3 protein-coding genes are annotated in these 20,462 nt (G+C 33.6%); 1 reads left to right on the forward strand and 2 read right to left on the reverse strand.

Annotated elements, in window-relative coordinates:
- Window positions 1-9 precede the first annotated feature (9 nt).
- Together H0I27_RS11650 and H0I27_RS11655 are read right to left on the reverse strand one after the other, a co-directional pair.
- Complete coding sequence (locus H0I27_RS11650; RefSeq protein WP_218730870.1) at window positions 10-6,156, reverse strand: T9SS type A sorting domain-containing protein; 6,147 nt, start codon at window positions 6,154-6,156, stop codon at window positions 10-12.
- A 178-nt stretch (window positions 6,157-6,334) separates the two neighbouring features.
- Window positions 6,335-6,613 (reverse strand): hypothetical protein, encoded by a 279-nt coding sequence (locus H0I27_RS11655; protein WP_218730871.1) that lies wholly within the window; start codon window positions 6,611-6,613, stop codon window positions 6,335-6,337.
- 1,144 nt (window positions 6,614-7,757) lie between these two features.
- Here H0I27_RS11655 and H0I27_RS11660 point away from each other — a divergent pair.
- Window positions 7,758-20,030, forward strand: a complete 12,273-nt coding sequence (locus tag H0I27_RS11660) for a tandem-95 repeat protein (protein WP_218730872.1) — start codon at window positions 7,758-7,760, stop codon at window positions 20,028-20,030.
- The last annotated feature ends 432 nt before the right edge of the window (window positions 20,031-20,462 follow it).

Genomic DNA, 20,462 nt, shown 5'->3' on the forward strand with positions numbered 1-20,462 from the left:
CCCCACTCACTAATTTAATATAACTTTTTTAGAAATTTTTCCTTTTTCTGTTTCAACATTTATGATATAAATCGCTTCAGATAATTTATTTGTTTTTAACCTCTGTTGCGTAGTTGTTTGATCTAAATCTTTCCAAGAACCAATTGTTTGACCTAATAAATTAAATAGTTTTACGCTTTTCAGTTGAACATTATTCTCGTTATTAATAACGATTTCTTGCGTATCATTATCCATGAAAACAGTAATACTTTTGTTTAGTATTGCTATATCGTCTGCAACATCCAGAGTACTGTTTGTACTTTGTTGAAATGTTAAGAAAAAACGATCTGTATAACTTCCGCTTGAAAGGGTTAAAGAAAAACGACCATCACTAATTAAGTACGTCACATTTGTTAATTTATCTTTTATATAAACTTCTCTATCAATAGCTTCCCATTCATCAATACCTATAGTTACCCTTCCGTCATGAGCTAATGACAAGTATAAAGGAACTTCTAAATCATCGGAAATATTTTGTACTCCTGCAATAGCGTATTTACCTTCATCATTAGAGAATTTCCAATAAAAATCGGTTTCACCAACATCTAACATTGCTGCATCATACCCTTTTTCAATCTCAAAAGAATTACCATTTTTAAAAGAAATACCTATCTGTCTATGTAGTCCTAAACCTTCTTCATTTATATAATCCATCCCTAATTTAATAATAGCAAGTTTGCTTACCGCTTTTACACTTTCTTTTTTAGAATGAGTATCACTTTTAAAGAAAATGGACTCACTTCCTTCTTTCACATACTCTCTTTGACTATTATTAAATTCGATTGAACCTCCATCTGAATCTCCTTCAACAAAGAACCCTTGCCCCATAGCAATATATGGCCCAGGTATTTGATATTCTCCAGTTCCAACTGATGGAGCCCCTTCATTTACAACACGTCCTTTTAAAGTAAACGCATCTAAATATAAACTTACAACAGTATTACTTGAGTATTTCACCTTTACAGTATCTCCTACTTTAACATCTGTAAGAGACTGAATCTCTAAATACATATCTGCACCTGAAGAAGCTAATTGAAGCTCTTGAATATCTCCTTGATTCACTTGAATACTTAATGAAATACCACCAACACTCTTATACTTTAAAATAAATTTATCTGCATCAATAGAACTCTCGAAAGAAACACCTTCATTATAGGCAGTTAGACGCGCACCACTAACTCCTATATTAACAGGATCAGTATAAACTATTGCTCCGTTAAGGTGAACACAAGTTTCTGCTTCAACTAAACTTAAAACCGAGTCCGAACCATTATTAGAGGAAACCTGATTAGCAGCCAATCCCATAGAAATATTTCTAAGAGCATAACCTCCAACATAACCTCCATAATTATGCCCTGCAGTACCCCATCCACTTTGTTCAGCTGCATGTTCCCAGAAGTATAAATTACCAGTAATAGAACCTGTTCCACTTTCTGTATTGTCTTCTATAAACTTCTTTGCACTAATTGCTCCTGCAAAAGGATTCCCTACTAAATAAGATTCATCAGTTCCCACTGTTGTACTCATATCTCCATCTTTTGGAGTACCTACAAATGTATAATTTTGCTTTTGATCAGGTCCTTTAAAAATAAAACCATCCGTTTCAGAAATTGTTTGATTTTTGTACTTATGCTCCCAATTAGACCTATCTCCTGCTCCATTAGCATAGGTATACACCCAGTAATCTGCTATAGATATAGGATCTGTACTCCATGTACCATTATAACCACCAATAAAAGTTATGTTTTTTGCAATATCAGTCGGTCCTTGACCAATTACACCTCCATGACTTAAGACATTGCTACCGTCTTTTAGAACACTTTCTATGGTATAATTAGTTTCTCCAACAGTATTTACAGGAGAACTCATGTAATTATATCTATACATACTAGGTACCATAGATTTTTGATCTACCAATAATTTACCAGAACCTGTAATTTGTTTTACTCCATCATGTGTTTGTACCAGTTGTGCTTTATTAGTATCATCTGTACTAACTAATCTAATTTCTCCGTCTAAAACAATGTTATTAGTTACAACTAATAAATGATCTGTAACACTAAACACAGTATTACTTTTAACTTCTAATTTACGAGCACTTAATTTCTCTATATGTTCGTAACTTTCCGAAACAACCACTTCTCTAGATCTATCTGGATAACCATTAGACCAATCTCCACTTATTCTATTTGTAAAACCAAATCTATGTAATCCTGGTTTTATGTTAGCCTCAATATTTGCAGAAGCAATCTCAGATAACAATGGATCATGAGCATGACGTTCTATAGAAGCATCACTTTCTAAATCTGTATATGTAGTAATATCATCATTTATAAAAGCAATCCATTCTTTCGATTCAAAGTTTGTATTTGGTACAGATACAGAATCTATGCGCACATAACTTGTGCTATCTGCAATGTTTCTTATTACATCTGTTCTATTAACCCAAGCTTTATAATCAATGTCTTTTGTTAATACAATAATATCATTTTCACCACTAAAGTCTGTAACGTCTGTATTTACATGCTCCGTTGCAGTAGATAATTTATTTGTAACAGACCCCATGGATATTAATATAGACTTCCCTCCATCAATACTACTTGTATTAGCAAATGCAGCGGTTGGAGACAATGAGCCTGATGGATCTAATGTTCTGTCTTTATAGAAAGCAACATTAGCTGTATTTGGAGCAACTATATTATTAGGATCTATGTTTGTTATTTCTATCCAACGCTCTCCATCAGACTGAAATACTTGCGTTATCATTGCTGTTCCACAGCCATTAATATTATTATTTAATGCATAAGTTAAATAATTGGAAGGATAAGTTGTAATTGCCCTTGCAGTATCATCTGTTTCTATACTTGCTACTAAACCGTTACTACCCACAGATTGACCAGAAGCTGCAATATCTAAAATAGCATTATCTGTAGGTTCGCTAATATTCGCTGAAGCATCTGTTCCGTTTCCATTAGTTACATTTGTTGTCTTTAATACACCAGGTACTCCTGCCTCCATAACATCTGGACAACCATCTCCGTCTGAATCTAAATCTAAACTATTAATAATACCATCATTATCTTCATCATTAAATTCTGCTGGACATTGTAAAACACTAAAAACAATATTATCTACCCCAACATCATTACCTGCACCACCATTGGGTTGGTCATTATAAATTACAATATCTACTTCATCAGTAGTACCTGTAAAATCTAAGTTTACTCTTACCCAAGTATCATTATTAGTAACCCCCAATGAACTTGAAGAAACCGTTTGTAAAACGTTTCCACTTGTATCTTGTACTTCTAATCTGAATATAGGAGCATCTGCACAACCATTACATAAACCCGCCATATCTAATCGAAATCTATAATCTGCCCCAATAATTAAATTATTCAATCTATGACGATAAAACTCAGTGTTACCTGTATTTATCATATTAATGGATAAGTATCTACCACTTGTAGAACCACCTGCAGGTCCTGTAAACTCATCTATATTTGCATCTATATCTCCAATTTGATCTGTACGGTTGTAAGCAGGTAAACCAGGAGCGTTAGAAGAAACAATAGCATAAGAACCATCTGGTATGGCACCATTAGTATCATAAAGATGATTTTCTACATACGGATTACTTGATCTTCCTGTACCCGTACCAAAATCTTCACTATACAATTCGACAATTTCAACCTTATCTTCAATAGGACAATTACCGTTTTCTATAATATCTATAATACCATCGTTATCATCATCAATATCTAAACTATCATCAATACCATCATTATCTGTATCTATTAAACAAGTAGCAAAACTTCCTTCTGTAGCTCCTCTTGTATCTACGAAAGCGCCATAAACCTTAATTTCATTATCTAAAGCTACACCTACCAATGTGGAAGCTGAAATTTTTATTCCAGAATAAGCCTGTGTCGTTTTAAAGCCAAGATTAAGATCACCAGAACCTGATACTCCAATAATATTTGTCAATAAATCTAACCCTATTAAATTACCAACGGTACTAGACTCTAACTCTGCCCCACTAGAACTTAAAGTAGTAATAGTTAAACTGTTTTGTAAAATACTTAAACTAATTAAAGCATCATCATAGTTGATTGAGAAACCAGCATATGATCCAGCAGGGAAACTATTCGTTGCATCTCTTACAGTTAAACTAGCAGAGCCTCCGACACTTGCTAAAACATTAATTGTTGCATAATCTGTATCGTCACTTGTTATTACATTACCTGCATTAACAACACTACAACCTACACATGCTAATCCCGAAACACCTGTCTGTTGAAAATCTATATAGGTTGAAAATGTTGGAGAACTTAAATTGTAAGACGTATTACATTCTAACGTTGTACTGCACATTTTTTGAATGACACTATTATATATTTTAATGGTACCTAAATCTACAGCAGCGACTGGTGCTGCAAACTTAATTCTTACCTCATCAAAAATTCCCGTAGCAGGAAAACCAATAGTCTGCTTGTTTTCTGCAGCTAACAAAGGCGCACCTACCAAAAGAGTACCTCCTGACTTAGACTCTACCAAAGTTCCATTTAGATAAGTAGAAATAGTAGTATTACTTAATACATCTATTGCCACTAGTGATTCTGACTCTATTACAAAACCCACATAATAAGGATTCGTTGTTGTAGCTGCATAATTGTCTAAAACATCATAAACACCTATTTCTAAAGCTCCTAAAACATCTATATTTAAACCTAATTCTGCATAGTCATCTGTATCTGAATTTATAATATTATCTAAGCCATCAATACTAATACCCGCACTTACTAAACCTGTATCTCCAGGATTATAAACCTCTACAGGATAAGTGGTATTTGTCCACGCTACTTGTTCATTACAAGTTAAAGCCGCTGCCGAACAGTATTCTTTTATAATAGGATAATTTACTTGAACCTCTCCTAAAGTAACACCAGCAGGCTTAGAAACAGTAATTCTAATTTCATCATAACTTAAAGTAGTTATAAACCCTCTATTTTGTGACGCAGCACCTAAAAGTGGTGCATTTATAAGATTGGTGTTTCCAACACTTGTTTCTCGTATTCCATCATTTAAATAAGTGGTAATTATAATATTATCTAAAACACCTACATCTAATAAGTTGGCTAAAGTCACATTAAAACCAGCATACGTACCTGCCGCAAAAGGAGTAGTTACACTTGTTACATAATCTGGCTGTTTTTTTACTGATAAAAAAGAAGAAGCAGCAACACTAACACCTATTGCTCCTGCATTTAAAGTAGCATGATTATTTTTATCTGAATCAATTACATAATCTGCATTTGCTACAACATCACCTAAACTAAGATTAAGTCCTGTAACCCCCACTTCATCTATTGCCATAGGATAATCAGGCCCTGCAATTACTTTCTCTTCATTACAATCAAGTGTTGTAGTTTCTTCTTTATAAATTTTTACAAATGGATAATTAACCGTTAAACCTCCAAGAACACCACTAATGGTAATAGTCATTTTATTAAAATCTCCTGGTGCTACAAAACCAATATTTACCTTAGATGCACCAAGTCCTATAATTGAAGATAGTAAATCACTAGAAGGAGTAAAATCACCTCCTACTTGAGTATTACCATTGAATAACTTAATAGTAATTGTACTTAAAACATCTAATCCTGTACCAATATTAAAACCTGCATAAGTTCCTGCAGGAAAATCCCCTAATGCAGAAGGAGCTGTAATTGTTAATGAAGAACTAGGGTTTAACACTGCTACAGTAGTCGTTGATGTAGAATTTGTAGTTATATTATTATCCACCGCATTTGCTCCATCTCCAGACCATGCATCAGAAGTACATAACAGACCTGCAAGTCCAAGATCAATACATGAATTAGAACCATCTGCAATAACTCCATCAAAATAAGTAAGATCATTAACCAAGGGTACAATTTGGTTTTTGGGTAAATCTGCAAGGGTATTTACTGCAAGTAATTTTGTTGGTGAAATTTTTGTTGTTTTTGTCTTAGGCGGACCTTCAAGACCATTTGCCTTATCATTCGTAGCATAAATATTTATTATACTTAAAACGAACAATAGGGTGAACCATTTTTGAGTTGTTGTTGTTTTCATTTTTCGGGGAATTAAAAAATTTATAAACTTTTTGTATGCTATTCTTCTAGGATAAAATTATATATATAATCTTATCCTCAGAATAATTATTCTAAACATTGTGTTTGTTATGAATTTTAATAAAATAATAAATAGGGTAATTTTTTACAGGACTATACTATACCTAGTCAATTACCTATTACGCTACCCTTAGATTTCTACGCTTTGTCTTATCAACTTGCAATAGACGGTATTTGCTATTCACCTTGATAACCATATTAAAACAAGTATGATTATTCATTAAAGTTACTACTTGGTTCTCCGGAGGTTTACCAATAGTATCAACAATAAGTATTGTTTTAGTAGCTGTAGACTTGTTAGTAAGTCTTTTCACCTCCTTATTATTCTCTGCAGAAGTATTTAAAATACTTAGAACGAATAAAAGAGTGAACCATTTTTGAGTTGTTTTTCTTTTCATTTTTTCGGGGGATTAAAAAATTCATAAACTTATTTATATCATTACTTAAGGTTAAAAATACAATTCTTACCTAAAATAACTACACAATGATGTTTGTCCCTATTTTAGTAAAATAACATAGCAATTATCTTAAATCTAATTTATATAAAACTCTAAAAACTAATTTAGTAGATTTTATTAGACATATCAATAATATAGTTTTTTATTGATAAAAACAAACTTTTACTTATTAAATATCTAATATTTTACCAAAAAACACAAACATAACCTTAGCGATACATTAAATAAACAAGCAATTATGCAAAAGAGTATTCCCTACCCTTTTTCAAACTTTTCTACAGGTAAAAAATAAGACTAAAATATCAAGTAGTAACTTTAAACTAGTGAAAATTTTCACTGTTTTTTATTTCCTCTATTTTTATGAACTCTATTTTAAGAAACAGAAATAACAATTGTCTCATTCAAATTATAAGAGAAATTTAATACAAAACAGAACCTAATAATTATACTGTAAGTTATAAATATTAAATTAAGTTATGAAGCCTGAAATGTCACTCATAAATTTATGTTGCATCTTTTTTATATCCTTAATTTGTAAAATATAGCACTTCAAATCAAAATAATTGTAATAAATACAGTTTCACGCGACTCAGAAAAAACAAACCAAAAGCTAAAAAAAGACTGTGCTTATTTAAATAATTTCAACTAAAAAAAGGTACCATTTTTTCTTTTTAAATACCCTCAAAGAACAATTTTAATAATTAATTTTAAAATAAATTGAGTCCTACATTTTACAAATAAACACAATAAAATTACCAATATCTATAAGAAAACATCGAGTGAGTAGTAAGTGCGTAGTGATATTGAAGAGGTTTGAAGAAAATACTTTTTTAAATTAATTTCTATTTAAATTACTATATATAATTTTGCTTTACTATTTAATAATGTAGATAGAAAGGTCCCCACAAAATATTTTCCCCCAAAAAAAACACACCTTTAAAATGGTGTAAAAACAGCTACGAAAAAAATATCCATATTCATCATTAATTTGGTTATGATTTTACGTGCTAAAATAAATTTCTGTTCATGGTTTTAAATTATGAACAATAAAAACTGATCAAGAAAAAAAAGAATTTTAAAAATTATGAAACAATTTTATTCTAACAAAGTTAATAGTATTTCTTTTAAAATTACTTCTAATTGTAGCTTACTAAATTTAATCCGTAATACCTTTTTGGTTTTTACATTGTTTGCTTTTCAAAATTTAGCTGCACAAAATATAAGTTCAACAAGTGATGTAAAATCAAAACATGCACGTCACTTAAAAAATAAGGTTAGACTTCAAACAACTAACAATAGTGTAAATGTAAGTACAGATACTAATGTGGTAGAAAACAACTTAACCACTTCTACAAAAACGGTATATACTCCTCTTATTTACAGAGACGAACCTACAAAAGAAACATTCAACTTTAATTCTTCTGTTAACTTTTTAAATAATAATACGGCCTATGCTATAGCAAATAGTACTGCCCAAACCACAGCTGTAAAACAACTTTACCTAACAAGTACTAATGCATTAGATAGAGTAGACCCCGTAGCTACAAATGATGCAACGACTGCTACTTCGGCTAGTATTTCGCATACAATACCTGCTGTTTCTGTAGCTAATAAAACAACGTACACCAATACAACGGATAAAAAAAATAACCATTCATTTACACATAATACCACCGCTGCCAATCAATATTTAATTGTTGCAGTGTCTCATGAAAGTGATGGCTTTGATTCTCATATCACATCAATGACCTATAACAGCATCCAGATGGATTTTTTATATTGGGAATATACAGACAATGAAAAATATAAGGTTGAAATGTGGGGAATAGCAAATCCAGTCATAGGAACCCATACTGTAGCTTTTTATATTGCAGATGATGGAAGTAAATTAGCTGCTGCTGGGGCCATTAGTTTTAATAATGTAAATTTAAGCAACCCTACAAGCTCATATAATAGAAACTATGGTGATGCTACTTCTTTTTCTACACCCGTTACCGTGCCAACAAATGGAATGGCACTAGATGCTATTGTTTGGAAAAAAGACTATCACGACCACACACACTTTGCAGGGAGTGGACAAACAACTCAATGGGACTTAGGCCCAGATAATAATGACCTAATTGGTGCAGCAAGTACGGCAACAGCACCCGCTAACGGTACCATGTCTTGGTCTGGTGGTGAGGACGAATATGCGCAAGTATCACTTGTTTTAAACCCATTATCTACCTCAAATTTAAAAACGGTATCTTTTACTCAAACCCCAGTATTATGTAGCCCTTTAGGTATAGACGCAGGTACTCCAATAGGTGTATCAACTTATGTAAATATAGATAGTGGTACTATGCCAGCAAACCCTAACATAACAGCTATTTTACAGTATGGTACTACTAATATTGTAACCTTAACAAACCCTAATTATAGTGGTGGTATCTTAAATTGGAGTGGCTATTTGAGTTCTAATGCAATCATACCTGCAGGACAAGCAATCACTTTAAAAATAACTACAGCTCAGCCTAATGTTACGTTTAAAATAGATTACGATAGCCAAACAAAACCTTCAAAAATAGATTTACCTCTTTCTACGTATATAGACATTTCATCCTATGCTGTTTATGACGCACCTTATCCAGGTGGTAACATCATTACAGGAGCTAGTGCAGGTACTCCAACTTATCTAAGAGCAACAGTAACAAGTCCGTTTGGATATAATGACATTACGGGTTTAAAAATTAATATTTTAGGAGCCCCAGTAACAGCAACTTCTGTAGCAACAATAGATTGTACAAGAACGTATGAATACGTGTGGAACACTACAGGATTAGGAGGCACATACTCAATTCCTGCAACCGCAGAAGAAGGATTCGAAGGTACAGGAACAGCCACAAAACCACTTAGTTTTGATATCTGCTCACCGCTTATTGAAGCTCCAGTATTTAATTTAGGCGCAACCTCTACACGTTGTCAAGCTGCCGAAAATAAAGCTTATACAGCTACAGCTGCGAACGCAACAAACATTAGTTATAGTTTAGACACAGCAAGTATAATAGGTGGTAATTCTATAAACACCACTAATGGAATAGTTACTTATGTTGCCGGTTGGTCAGGTATATCAATAATAACAGCTAACGCAACTGGTTGTGGCGGACCAAAAACGTCTACACATACTGTTACAACTACACCTAACGTAGAAACACCAGTTTTTTCGGCTGCCATTTCTACGAGTAGATGTAAAGGTGCTGCAACAACAACTTATGCAGCTACAGCAACTCATACAACAGGTATTACTTACTCATTAAGTCCGCTTCTTGCAGGATCAATTAATTCTGCAACAGGAGCAGTTACTTGGAGTGCCCTTTTTAATGGAAACGCAACAATTACCGCTACAGCAGCCGGTTGTAATGGTCCTAAAACCAAAAACTTAATAATTTCTAGTACAGCTATAATTGCAAATGCAGATGCTGTAACAGGGCTTCAAGGAAGACCTATTCCGGTTAATGTTTTAGCCAATGATGAATGTGATATAGATATTACTACCGTATCCATAACCGTTCCGCCTGTAAATGGTAACGTACAAGTAGATGATAACGGAAAAGTTTTATACTTGCCTAATGGTAACTTTGCTGGTACCGAAACCTTTACTTACCAAGTTTGTAGTAATGGCCCAAATGCAGTTTGCGATACAGCCGTGGTAACTGTTACAGTAGAAGCAGTAACGGGAGACCCATGTTTGGAAGCAACGAATAATAAAACATTTTATTTACCTTTTCCGGAAGATTCAAACATGTTAAGAGAATCGCTTATTAGTGCTGCTAGTACTAATTATATGAATAGTACTAATCATGTAAGAACCATACTTAGTATTAAATTCCCATACCCTAATACTACCTTAACCTACGATCATTGGGAGGATGGCTATGAAACAGATATTAATATACCTAGTCAATCTACAACCCAAACATGGGGAGATGGAGATCTAACTAATGGTGCGGCTCCAGGATATCCAACGGATATAATTCCAGCAGGTGGATACATACTTATAGATGAAACATTTGCTTATAACCCAAGAAATTCAGTAGAAATTAAGTATGATGGAAAAGACAAACTGTTAACTTCGTCTGACGTTGCCATATCAAAAATATCTGGAGACACCACTCCTCAGGGTGGAAATGCTCAATTATTTGATGTTCAAAATGCAAAAACAAATGTATTTGATACAAGTCGTTTCGGTGAACTTTTTGTGATTCCTTTTGGAGAAAACATTACATTAGGTAGCACATCCGCATTTAAATACACTGCTTTATTTATTAGAGCAGCAACCGATGGTACTGTTGTTAGCTTAGATTACGATGGTGACAATACGGTTGACTTAACACGCACCCTAAATGAAGGAGAGGTTTGGTTTTATGACGGAACTGCTTCTACACCTGGAAAAGCTAGTGACATAAACAAGGCTAACGATATTAAATCTGGTGCTATTGTTACCGCAACCCATCCTGTAGGGATTGATTTACTATTTGGAGGAATTGACACTTATGGAACACGTAACCTAGCACTTTTACCTGGTGAATATTACAGTGACACTTACTACACACCAGTATATACTACGTTATCCACTGCACCAGTTTATGTCTTTTTTACAAATAGTTTAGACACACCTATAACCGTAAACTATACTTCTGGAACAAATGCCTCTGGTAGTGTTGTGTTACCAGCTAATGGTTCTAATTATTTAGCGTTACCAAGAGTAGCCACTGGTTATAAATTTAAAAGTGCAAGTGGTAAAGCTTTTACCGCAATTTCTGTAACCGATGCTGATTCCGATGGATCTACTTACGATTGGTCTTATAACCTTATTGCTAGTAATCGATTAACAACCTTTGCAAGTGTTGCTTGGGCACCTGGATCTAGTGATTTAACAGCAAACTATAATCCAATTTGGATTACGCCAACAGCAAGTACCACCATCTATATAAAATATAATGGAAACGTAACAACTGCTCCAAATACACCCGCAAATGGTTGTAACCTGCCTTATGATCAGGTAATTTCGTTAAACGCGCTCGAAACCTATCAAATTTATGCCCCAGGTAACGACCAAAGTGGAGTAGCTATTTACACTTGTAACGACGTACCTTTTGCTGCTGTTTGGGGGCAAGACCCTTATGCGAATGGTACTACCACACCAACAGGATCACCTTCGCAAGATGTGGGATACGTATTGGAACCAAGATGTTTACAACAAATTTTATTCGCAAATGATGACTTAAAAGGAACCTTAATAAACACACCCGTAACTATTGACCTTGATAATAATGATGTCGGTTTTTTATGTACTATAGATCCCTCTTCAGTTTCAACATTAGGCGTATTACAACCTACTAATGGAACAGTAGTTACCAATGGAGATGGTACAGTTACCTATACCCCAAACCCTGGTTTTTCTGGTGTAGATGAGTTTGAATATAGAATTTGCTCTAGCGATTTTCCAGATATCTGTGATGTTGCTAAAGTAAGGGTACCAGTAGGTTGTTCTATTGCTAGTGCAGGAAAAAACAAAATAAGCGGTACTGTGTTTATGGATGATTCCTTAAATGCTAATTTTGATACTGGTGAAAAAGGTAAAAATGGTATCACTATAAATTTATATGAAGACACTAATAAAAATGATTTAGTTGATACTGGAGAACCTCTAAAAAGTACAAGCATAACAGATGCTAATGGAAATTATTCCGTAGAATTAACAATACCAACAGGTACTGTTAATGCTGTTTCTAAGAGGGTTTCACAAAGTTCTGATGATGTTGAGGAAGATTCAGCTGGAGGAACACCACTTCTTACAAGTACCAGTCTAGATTTAGGAACCTTTAGTGGAACTGCACGAACTGTAGGTATGAGATTTCAAAACATGGATATCCCTAAAGGTGCAATTATAACCAATGCTTATATAGAATTTACAGCAGAAACATCTAATAGTGGATCTACCAACCTTGTTTTTTCTGCAGATGCTGTAGATAACGCTCCTACATTTACTACTGCAACAAATAACACTTCATCACGTACTAAAACGACGGCTACTGTACCTTGGACTTCCGTTCCATCTTGGACTGCTAATTCAACTTATAACTCACCTAATATTAGAGCCATTATCAAAAAAATAGTAGATAGACCTAATTGGACTCCAAATAATGCTATTGCAATTTTAGTGGTAGGTGACGGAACTAGAGTAGCTCAATCGTTTGATCGTAGCTCAAGCAAAGCACCACGCCTTGTAGTAAATTATCGATTACCAATAACTACAAATTATCTTGTAAAAGTTGATGAAACAACTTTACCAGCCGATTATTCTATAACTACATCAGCTACCAAGAACGCTATTTTTAACGATTCAGATGTTTCTGATTGTGAAAATAATTTTGGAATTGCAAACTATTGTACTAACCCTAATTTACCAGATACAGATAATGATGGTATAAATGATATTTGTGATAATGATGATGATAACGATGGTATATTAGATACCGTTGAAGGACAATGTATAGAGATCTTATCTAATGATTGGACTAGAACTCCAATTGGAACTGTTTCTCCAACTTTAACAACTCCCGTAACAAACCCTCATCCTTTTGGAACCACTACTTTTAATGCTGCTATAGCATCTGCAGCGACATTAGCAGATGATACAAATACATCAAATGGAAGCCATGGAACTGGATCTAATTTTTCGGGATGGCGTATAAGACATAATGGTCAAACAGCTGGAATACCAGTTATTGCAACCATAGATTTTGCAGAAAACGTAAATAATCTTGCTTTTCAAATAGGAGATTTAGATGAAGGTACGTCAGGTTCTGGAAAAAGTGAACAAGTTACCATAGATCTAATATTATCAGATGCTACAACTTATATTTTAAAAGCTTCCGATTTTACCATTCCAGAAGGTTATACCTACTTAGGTAATAATGTTTTTAAAGCTAGTGGTAGCGGAACACCACCAGACTATAATGTTCTTATGGATATTCATACCAAAGTTAATGGCATAGATAAAATAAACATCTCATACACTTTTGCAGACGGTACACAAAACGATGGGTATATAATGATCGGTAATTTAAGCGCTTGTAGGCATCAAGATACCGATGGAGACAACATTCCAGATTATTTAGATACAGACAGTGACAATGATGGTTGTCCTGATGCTATAGAAGGAGATGGTAATTACAACTTCTCGGACTTAGATTCAAACAACAGACTTAAAGAAGCAATTGACAACAATGGGCAACCAGGAGGCGCATCGCAAGCAATTGGTACTTCTACAAATAAAGATATTCAAAGTACTGAATGTAATACTGCTGTAAATGCTGTAAACGATATCAATCAAACACCTAAAAATATACCCGTTGATGGTGCATTATTAACAAATGATGAAAATGTAACAAGTGTAACGATTGTAAAAGTAGGCACTACTGATTATCTAGTTCCTCCAGCAGTTACTGGAACCCAAGGAACTGTAACAATTACAAACGTACCAGGTGTTGATGAAAATGGAGATCCAGTAACCAATGCAGGTACCCTACTTATTTATTCTGACGGTACATATACCTTTACACCGTCATTAGGTTTTACAGGTACAATTAACCCGATAACTTACACCGGTTCTGGTGCAGATGACGTTACAGATACCGCAATATTAACTATAGAAGTAATTCCAAGTATTTTACCAGGAAATAATCCGCCAACGGCGCAAAATGACGTAAACACTACAGAATTAAATATACCAATTACCAATGGAACAATACTATCTAACGATAGTGATCCTGATGGTGATACGTTAAAATTAATTAGTATTACCACCGATCTAACCGATAATTCTGGCGGTACTTCTATTACTACTCCAACTACAGTAACAACATTCCCCATTTCTGGAGCAGGACAAACACTTTCTGGAAAGGACTTAAACGGAACCCTTGTAGATGTAGCTGGTACAATCACTTTTGATGAAAATGGTATATATACTTTTACACCTGCAATAGGTTTTACAGGTACTGTAAATGACATCACCTACACGATTAGTGATGGAAATGAAGGAAAAGACACCGCTATTCTTAGCTTATCTGTGAAACCAGATTTTGAAAACACAACCTTTGCTAATGATGATGCAAATTCTGCTCCGCAAGGAGATACTATGAATGGAAATGTATTAGATAATGATTTTGATCCGGAAGGAGATTTACACAAGGTAACTGGTGCTACTCTAAACGGCATAAATATTAATACTAATGTATTAACAAACATTCCAGATGTAGGTGATCTAACATTAAATGAAAATGGTACTTATACTTTTACCCCTATAACAGGTTTTGTAGGCACAATTGCTATAATATATACAAAATGTGATGATGGAAATCCACAAGTATGTGACAAAGCTACTTTATACCTTACATCATTACCAATTACTATTGTGGCTAAAGATGATATCAATCAAACACCACAAAACACCTCTGTATCAGGTCAATTAATTACCAATGATAAAGGTGTAGTAAGCGTAACTGTTTCTCACTTTGATTTAGGAACTGCCAAACAAGTTTCTGGTATTGACAAAAACGGTGATCCTATTACAAATGCAGGTATGTTAACTGTTAACGGTAATGGAACTTATACTTTTATGCCTGCTACAGATTTTACAGGTACTATAGATCCTATAACCTACATAGGAACTGGTAATCAAGGAGCTACCGATACCGCAATATTATCTATTGAGGTAATACCAAACGTTCTGCCAGGTAATAATCCACCAACGGCGCAAAATGACGTAAATACAACAGAATTAAATACTCCAATTACCAATGGAAAAATACTATCTAACGATAGCGATCCTGATGGAGATGAATTAACAGTAATCAGTATTACTACCGATGTAACTACAAATTCTGGCGGCATTACTACCCAAACCACAGTAACAACTTTCCCTATTTCTGGCACAGGACAAACAGTCTCTGGTAAAGACGTAAACGGAAATCCTGTTGATGTAGCAGGAACCATAACAATGACCAACGATGGAACGTATACTTTTACTCCTGAAAATGGTTTTACAGGTACCGTAAATGATATTACCTACACCATTAGTGATGGAAATGGTGGTACAGATACAGCTATTCTTACAATAGATGTGGTTCCTAATTACGGAAACACAACCGTTGCCAATGATGATGCTAATTCTGCTCCACAAGGAGATATTATGACTGGAAATGTAATAGATAATGATTTTGACCCAGAAAATGATGGTCAAATGATTACTGGTGCTTCTGTAAATGGTACACCGATTACTCCCGGAACTGCTATAGATGTTGCAGATATAGGGAATATTAAAATAAATACTGATGGTAGCTATACCTTTATACCAACCCCTAACTTTATTGGAACAGTAACTGTAACGTATACTAAATGTGATAATGGAATTCCACAAGCATGTGACAAAGCAACCTTGTACCTTACTTCTATTCCTGCTGCTGTTATTGCTGAAAATGACATCAATCAAACTCCACAAGACGTTGAGGTTGATGGACAATTAACAACCAACGACCAAGGTGTATTAAGCGTAACCGCTGATGGTTTTGTTTTAGGAACTCCTAAACAAGTTTCTGGTAAAGATAAAAACGGAAATGCAGTGGCTAATGCTGGTATGTTAACAATTAACGGTGATGGAACTTATACTTTTAAACCAGCTGCAGAATTTACAGGAAGTATAGATCCTGTAACTTATACAGGAACTGGTGCTGGTAATATTTCTGATACCGCACTATTATCTATTGAAGTTATTCCGAATATTCTGTCGGGTAATAATCCGCCAACGGCGCAAAATGATGTAAATACAACAGAATTAAATACTCCTATTATTAATGGAAAAATACTATCTAATGATAGTGATCCTGATGGAGATGAATTAACAGTAATTAGTATAACTACCGATGTAACTACTAATTCTGGTGGTACTACTATTACTACTGAAACTACAGTAACAACATTCCCAATTTCTGGAGCAGGGCAAACAGTTTCTGGAAAGGACTTAAACGGAAACCCTGTTGATGTAGCCGGAACCATAACAATGACCAACGAAGGAACGTACACTTTTACTCCTGAAACAGGGTTTACAGGTACTGTAAATGATATTACCTACACCATTAGTGACGGAAATGGTGGTACAGATACAGCAATACTTAACATAGATGTGATTTCTAATTTTGGAAACACAACTTTTGCAAATGATGATGCTAATTCTGCTCCACAAGGAGATACCATGACTGGAAATGTAATAGACAATGATTTTGACCCAGAAAGTGACGATCAAAATATTACTACTGCTTCTATAAATGGAACAACAATTACTCCCGGAACAGCGATAGATATTGCAGGTATTGGGAATATTAAAATAAATATTGACGGTAGATATACTTTTGTACCAGAACCAGATTTTATAGGAACAGTTCCTGTAATATATGAAGTATGTGATAACGGCTCTCCAATAACATGCAACAAAGCTACTCTATACCTTACCTCTATTCCGGTTGTAATAATGGCAGATGCTATGATTACACAAGTATATCAGTTTGGTAATGAAAAATGGATAGAAATTACCAATGTTGGTACAACAGATATTCCTGCAAATACAATTAATGTTCAATTATATAAAGACAAAACAATTGCAGATTTGATAGCACTTCCTATCACTCCTTTAAGTACTTCTTCAATAAAGATAAATACCATCTTAGAAGTAGGAAAATCTGTATTGTTAAAAAACAGCGGAAATACCACTATTACAAATATTGAAACTACAAATATTATTGAAAATTCAGCTATAACCGATTTAGACGATACTTTTAATGATATAATTACACTTTCAGGCTCTACAGGTATTTCTTCTTGGACAAATAGATACGATGTTGTTTCTAATATCAGCAACAAAACCTCTCTTGTAAGAATTGATGAAAGATTAACACCTAACAAAGATTATGATGCAAGTGAATGGGTCGTTTTTATAGATGATGCAATAACAACATACCAATCTGGTTATGGTGATGACATTACCAGTACTAAAAGACATCCTCAAGACCCGTTAATCTCTGAAATATTAGAATCTAATGCGAATGCAAATACGCTGTTAGGTTTACATAGAATTAAAAAAACAAAGACAAATGCAGATGGTACTTGGGATAATGGTTATCCAGACAGATCTCGTTACGTTGTAGTTGACGAGTTTTACAATCACACTACAAGTAGATTAAGTGCTAGAAAATTAGATGTAAATTCTAATCAAGAACTAAGAGTAACAGATAATCTGTTAGTGGTTACAAATGGTATTGTATTAGACGGAGACATTAGATTGTCGGGTGCAGATGCTCAATTAGTGCAAACACATACGAGTACTAGCACTATTACAAGTAGTATTTTAGGAACTATAGGTACATTATTTGTAGATCAAAAATCTGAAGTAGACAGTAAATATCGTTACAATTATATGAGTTCTCCAGTTACTAGTTCAGGAACGCTTATTAACCCTAAACCAGACACCTATTCTCTTGAAACAGTGCTTAAAGATGGTACAACACCTAATACACCTAAAGACATTACTTTTATTGAAGGATATGACGGTAGTGTAGACGCAAGTGGTATTTCAATAGCAAAATACTGGGTTTATACCTATGCAGCCGGTAGTAACGGAAGATCTAATTGGGTACATAAATATCATGATGGAGAAATAACAAGAGGTGATGGTTATATCTTTAAGGGCCCAGGACAAGTACAAAATTACACCTTTGCTGGGACACCTAATGACGGTCGCTTTGAAACAAAGAATGAAATAAGTTTAGGCGAATCTTATTTAGTAGGAAACCCTTTCCCTTCTGCTATGAATGCTAGAAAGTTTATAGATGATAATAGTGCAATTACAGGAACCATCTATTTTTGGCAACATGTGGGAGAAAATAATACTTCAGGAACAGCAGGTCATAACTTTGGCGGGTATATTGGTGGTTACGCTACTCAAAATAAAGACATGGCTACCAATGCCTATGTAGCCAATCCGCAAGAAGTTGTAACAATTCCGCTTGAAGCAGAAAACGCAGAATACTCAGGATTAGTAGATGCAATAGGTATGCCTAATAGATCCATTTCACTAAACGAAACCGACTATATTAAATTCTCAAACATTTCTAATACTATAGATACATTAAGAATAATCTATGCGTCTAATGCTGATAAAAATTTAAAAATTAAAGTAAATAACATAGATAGAACAGAAATTACTTTTGAGAACTCTAGTAATTTTTATGAAGAAAAAATAATAACTTTATGTGTAGAAGCAGGTAGTGACATTACATTAACCTCTATCGACGATAAAAACTTTATTAAGGTTGATAAATTGATAATTGAAAACACAGATGGAGAAACAGCATGTACCCCTAACACAGGAGGCATCGACTACAAAGAAAAATACAAAAACCCAGAATCATTTATTGCAGTTGGACAAGGATTTTTTGTAGAAGGTAGTGCTACCGGAACAATTAAATTCAACAATAGCCAAAGAGCGTACATTACAAAAGGAACTGGAGAATCTGTGTTTTTTAGAAGCCAACAGAAAACATCAGCAAAAACAAATAATGATGACTCTTCTCTTTTAAAATTAGGTATGAATTATGCTACTTCAGTTGGTAGTAATTTCCATAGACAAATAGGAATCTCTTTTAATCAAAGAAATTCATTTGCTTATGAAAAAGGATCTGATTCTAAAATGTACGACACCAATGCTACAGACTTCTATTGGAAGTTTCCAAACGATGCTAACAATTATGTAATTGCTGGGGTACAAGAAATATCTGATGCATTAGAAGTACCGTTAGAAATTGTGGTAAGCAAAAATAGTATCATCACTATTAACATTGATGATATTAATAACATTAACAAAGAAGTATTTATAAAAGATAAACTTACAGGTAAAACACAACAAATAAATAATGCGAGTGCTGTGTATCAGTTACAGAAAGGCACTTATACAGACCGTTTTGTATTGGCATTTGCACCAGAAAATACTGCACTTAGTTTAGAAGATAATTTCTTAACAAACCAAACAAATATTTATGCTGATAATAAAAACAAGCAAATTATTATTTCTAAAAACAATGAAATAGAAATTAATAAAGTAGAACTCTATGATATTCTTGGTAAAAAAGTAAGTATTTGGAATATTAAAGAACAAAAAAACAGGTATGAATTAGATATTAAAAAGCAAATACCAACGGGAATTTACATTGTTAAAATGAATACCAGTAAAGGCATTATGAATGAGAAAGTAGTAGTAGAGTAATTTAACCTAGTCTTCTTATTTTACTTAATAAGAAGACTAAATCTTAAGACTTAAAATAGAAAAGATTATTTATCAGAAGTTTTATCTGAAAATTTTTCTTCTTTTAATGTAATTATTAGTTGCGTCCCCACAAAACTAATCTCTTTTCTATTTGAGTCTTTTTTTTGCTTATAATTCAAAGAAACTTAAAACTATATTAAAATAATTTTAAACCATTAGTCTATAAAAATATAGTTCATTACATAAAAAAATGTTTTTTATTAAAATAAATTCATATATTAATGAATAACCAAGATTCACAACCTACTTAACTTAGTATACTTTTAGAATACTATGTAAGTTTCATTTTATAAAATATAATAAAACTCATATAAACTAATTTATTTGAGAATAAACTTACCGGAACTTCATATAATATTACAGAAGGTAAAG

The organism is Polaribacter sp. HaHaR_3_91 (assembly GCF_019278525.1).
Lineage (GTDB): Bacteria > Bacteroidota > Bacteroidia > Flavobacteriales > Flavobacteriaceae > Polaribacter.

Excerpts from the sequence above, each read along its gene's own strand:
- H0I27_RS11655 (WP_218730871.1), bottom strand. The coding sequence starts at position 6,613 with ATGAAAAGAAAAACAACTCAAAAATGGTTCACTCTTTTATTCGTTCTA.
- H0I27_RS11650 (WP_218730870.1), bottom strand. The coding sequence starts at position 6,156 with ATGAAAACAACAACAACTCAAAAATGGTTCACCCTATTGTTCGTTTTA.
- H0I27_RS11660 (WP_218730872.1), top strand. The coding sequence starts at position 7,758 with ATGAAACAATTTTATTCTAACAAAGTTAATAGTATTTCTTTTAAAATT.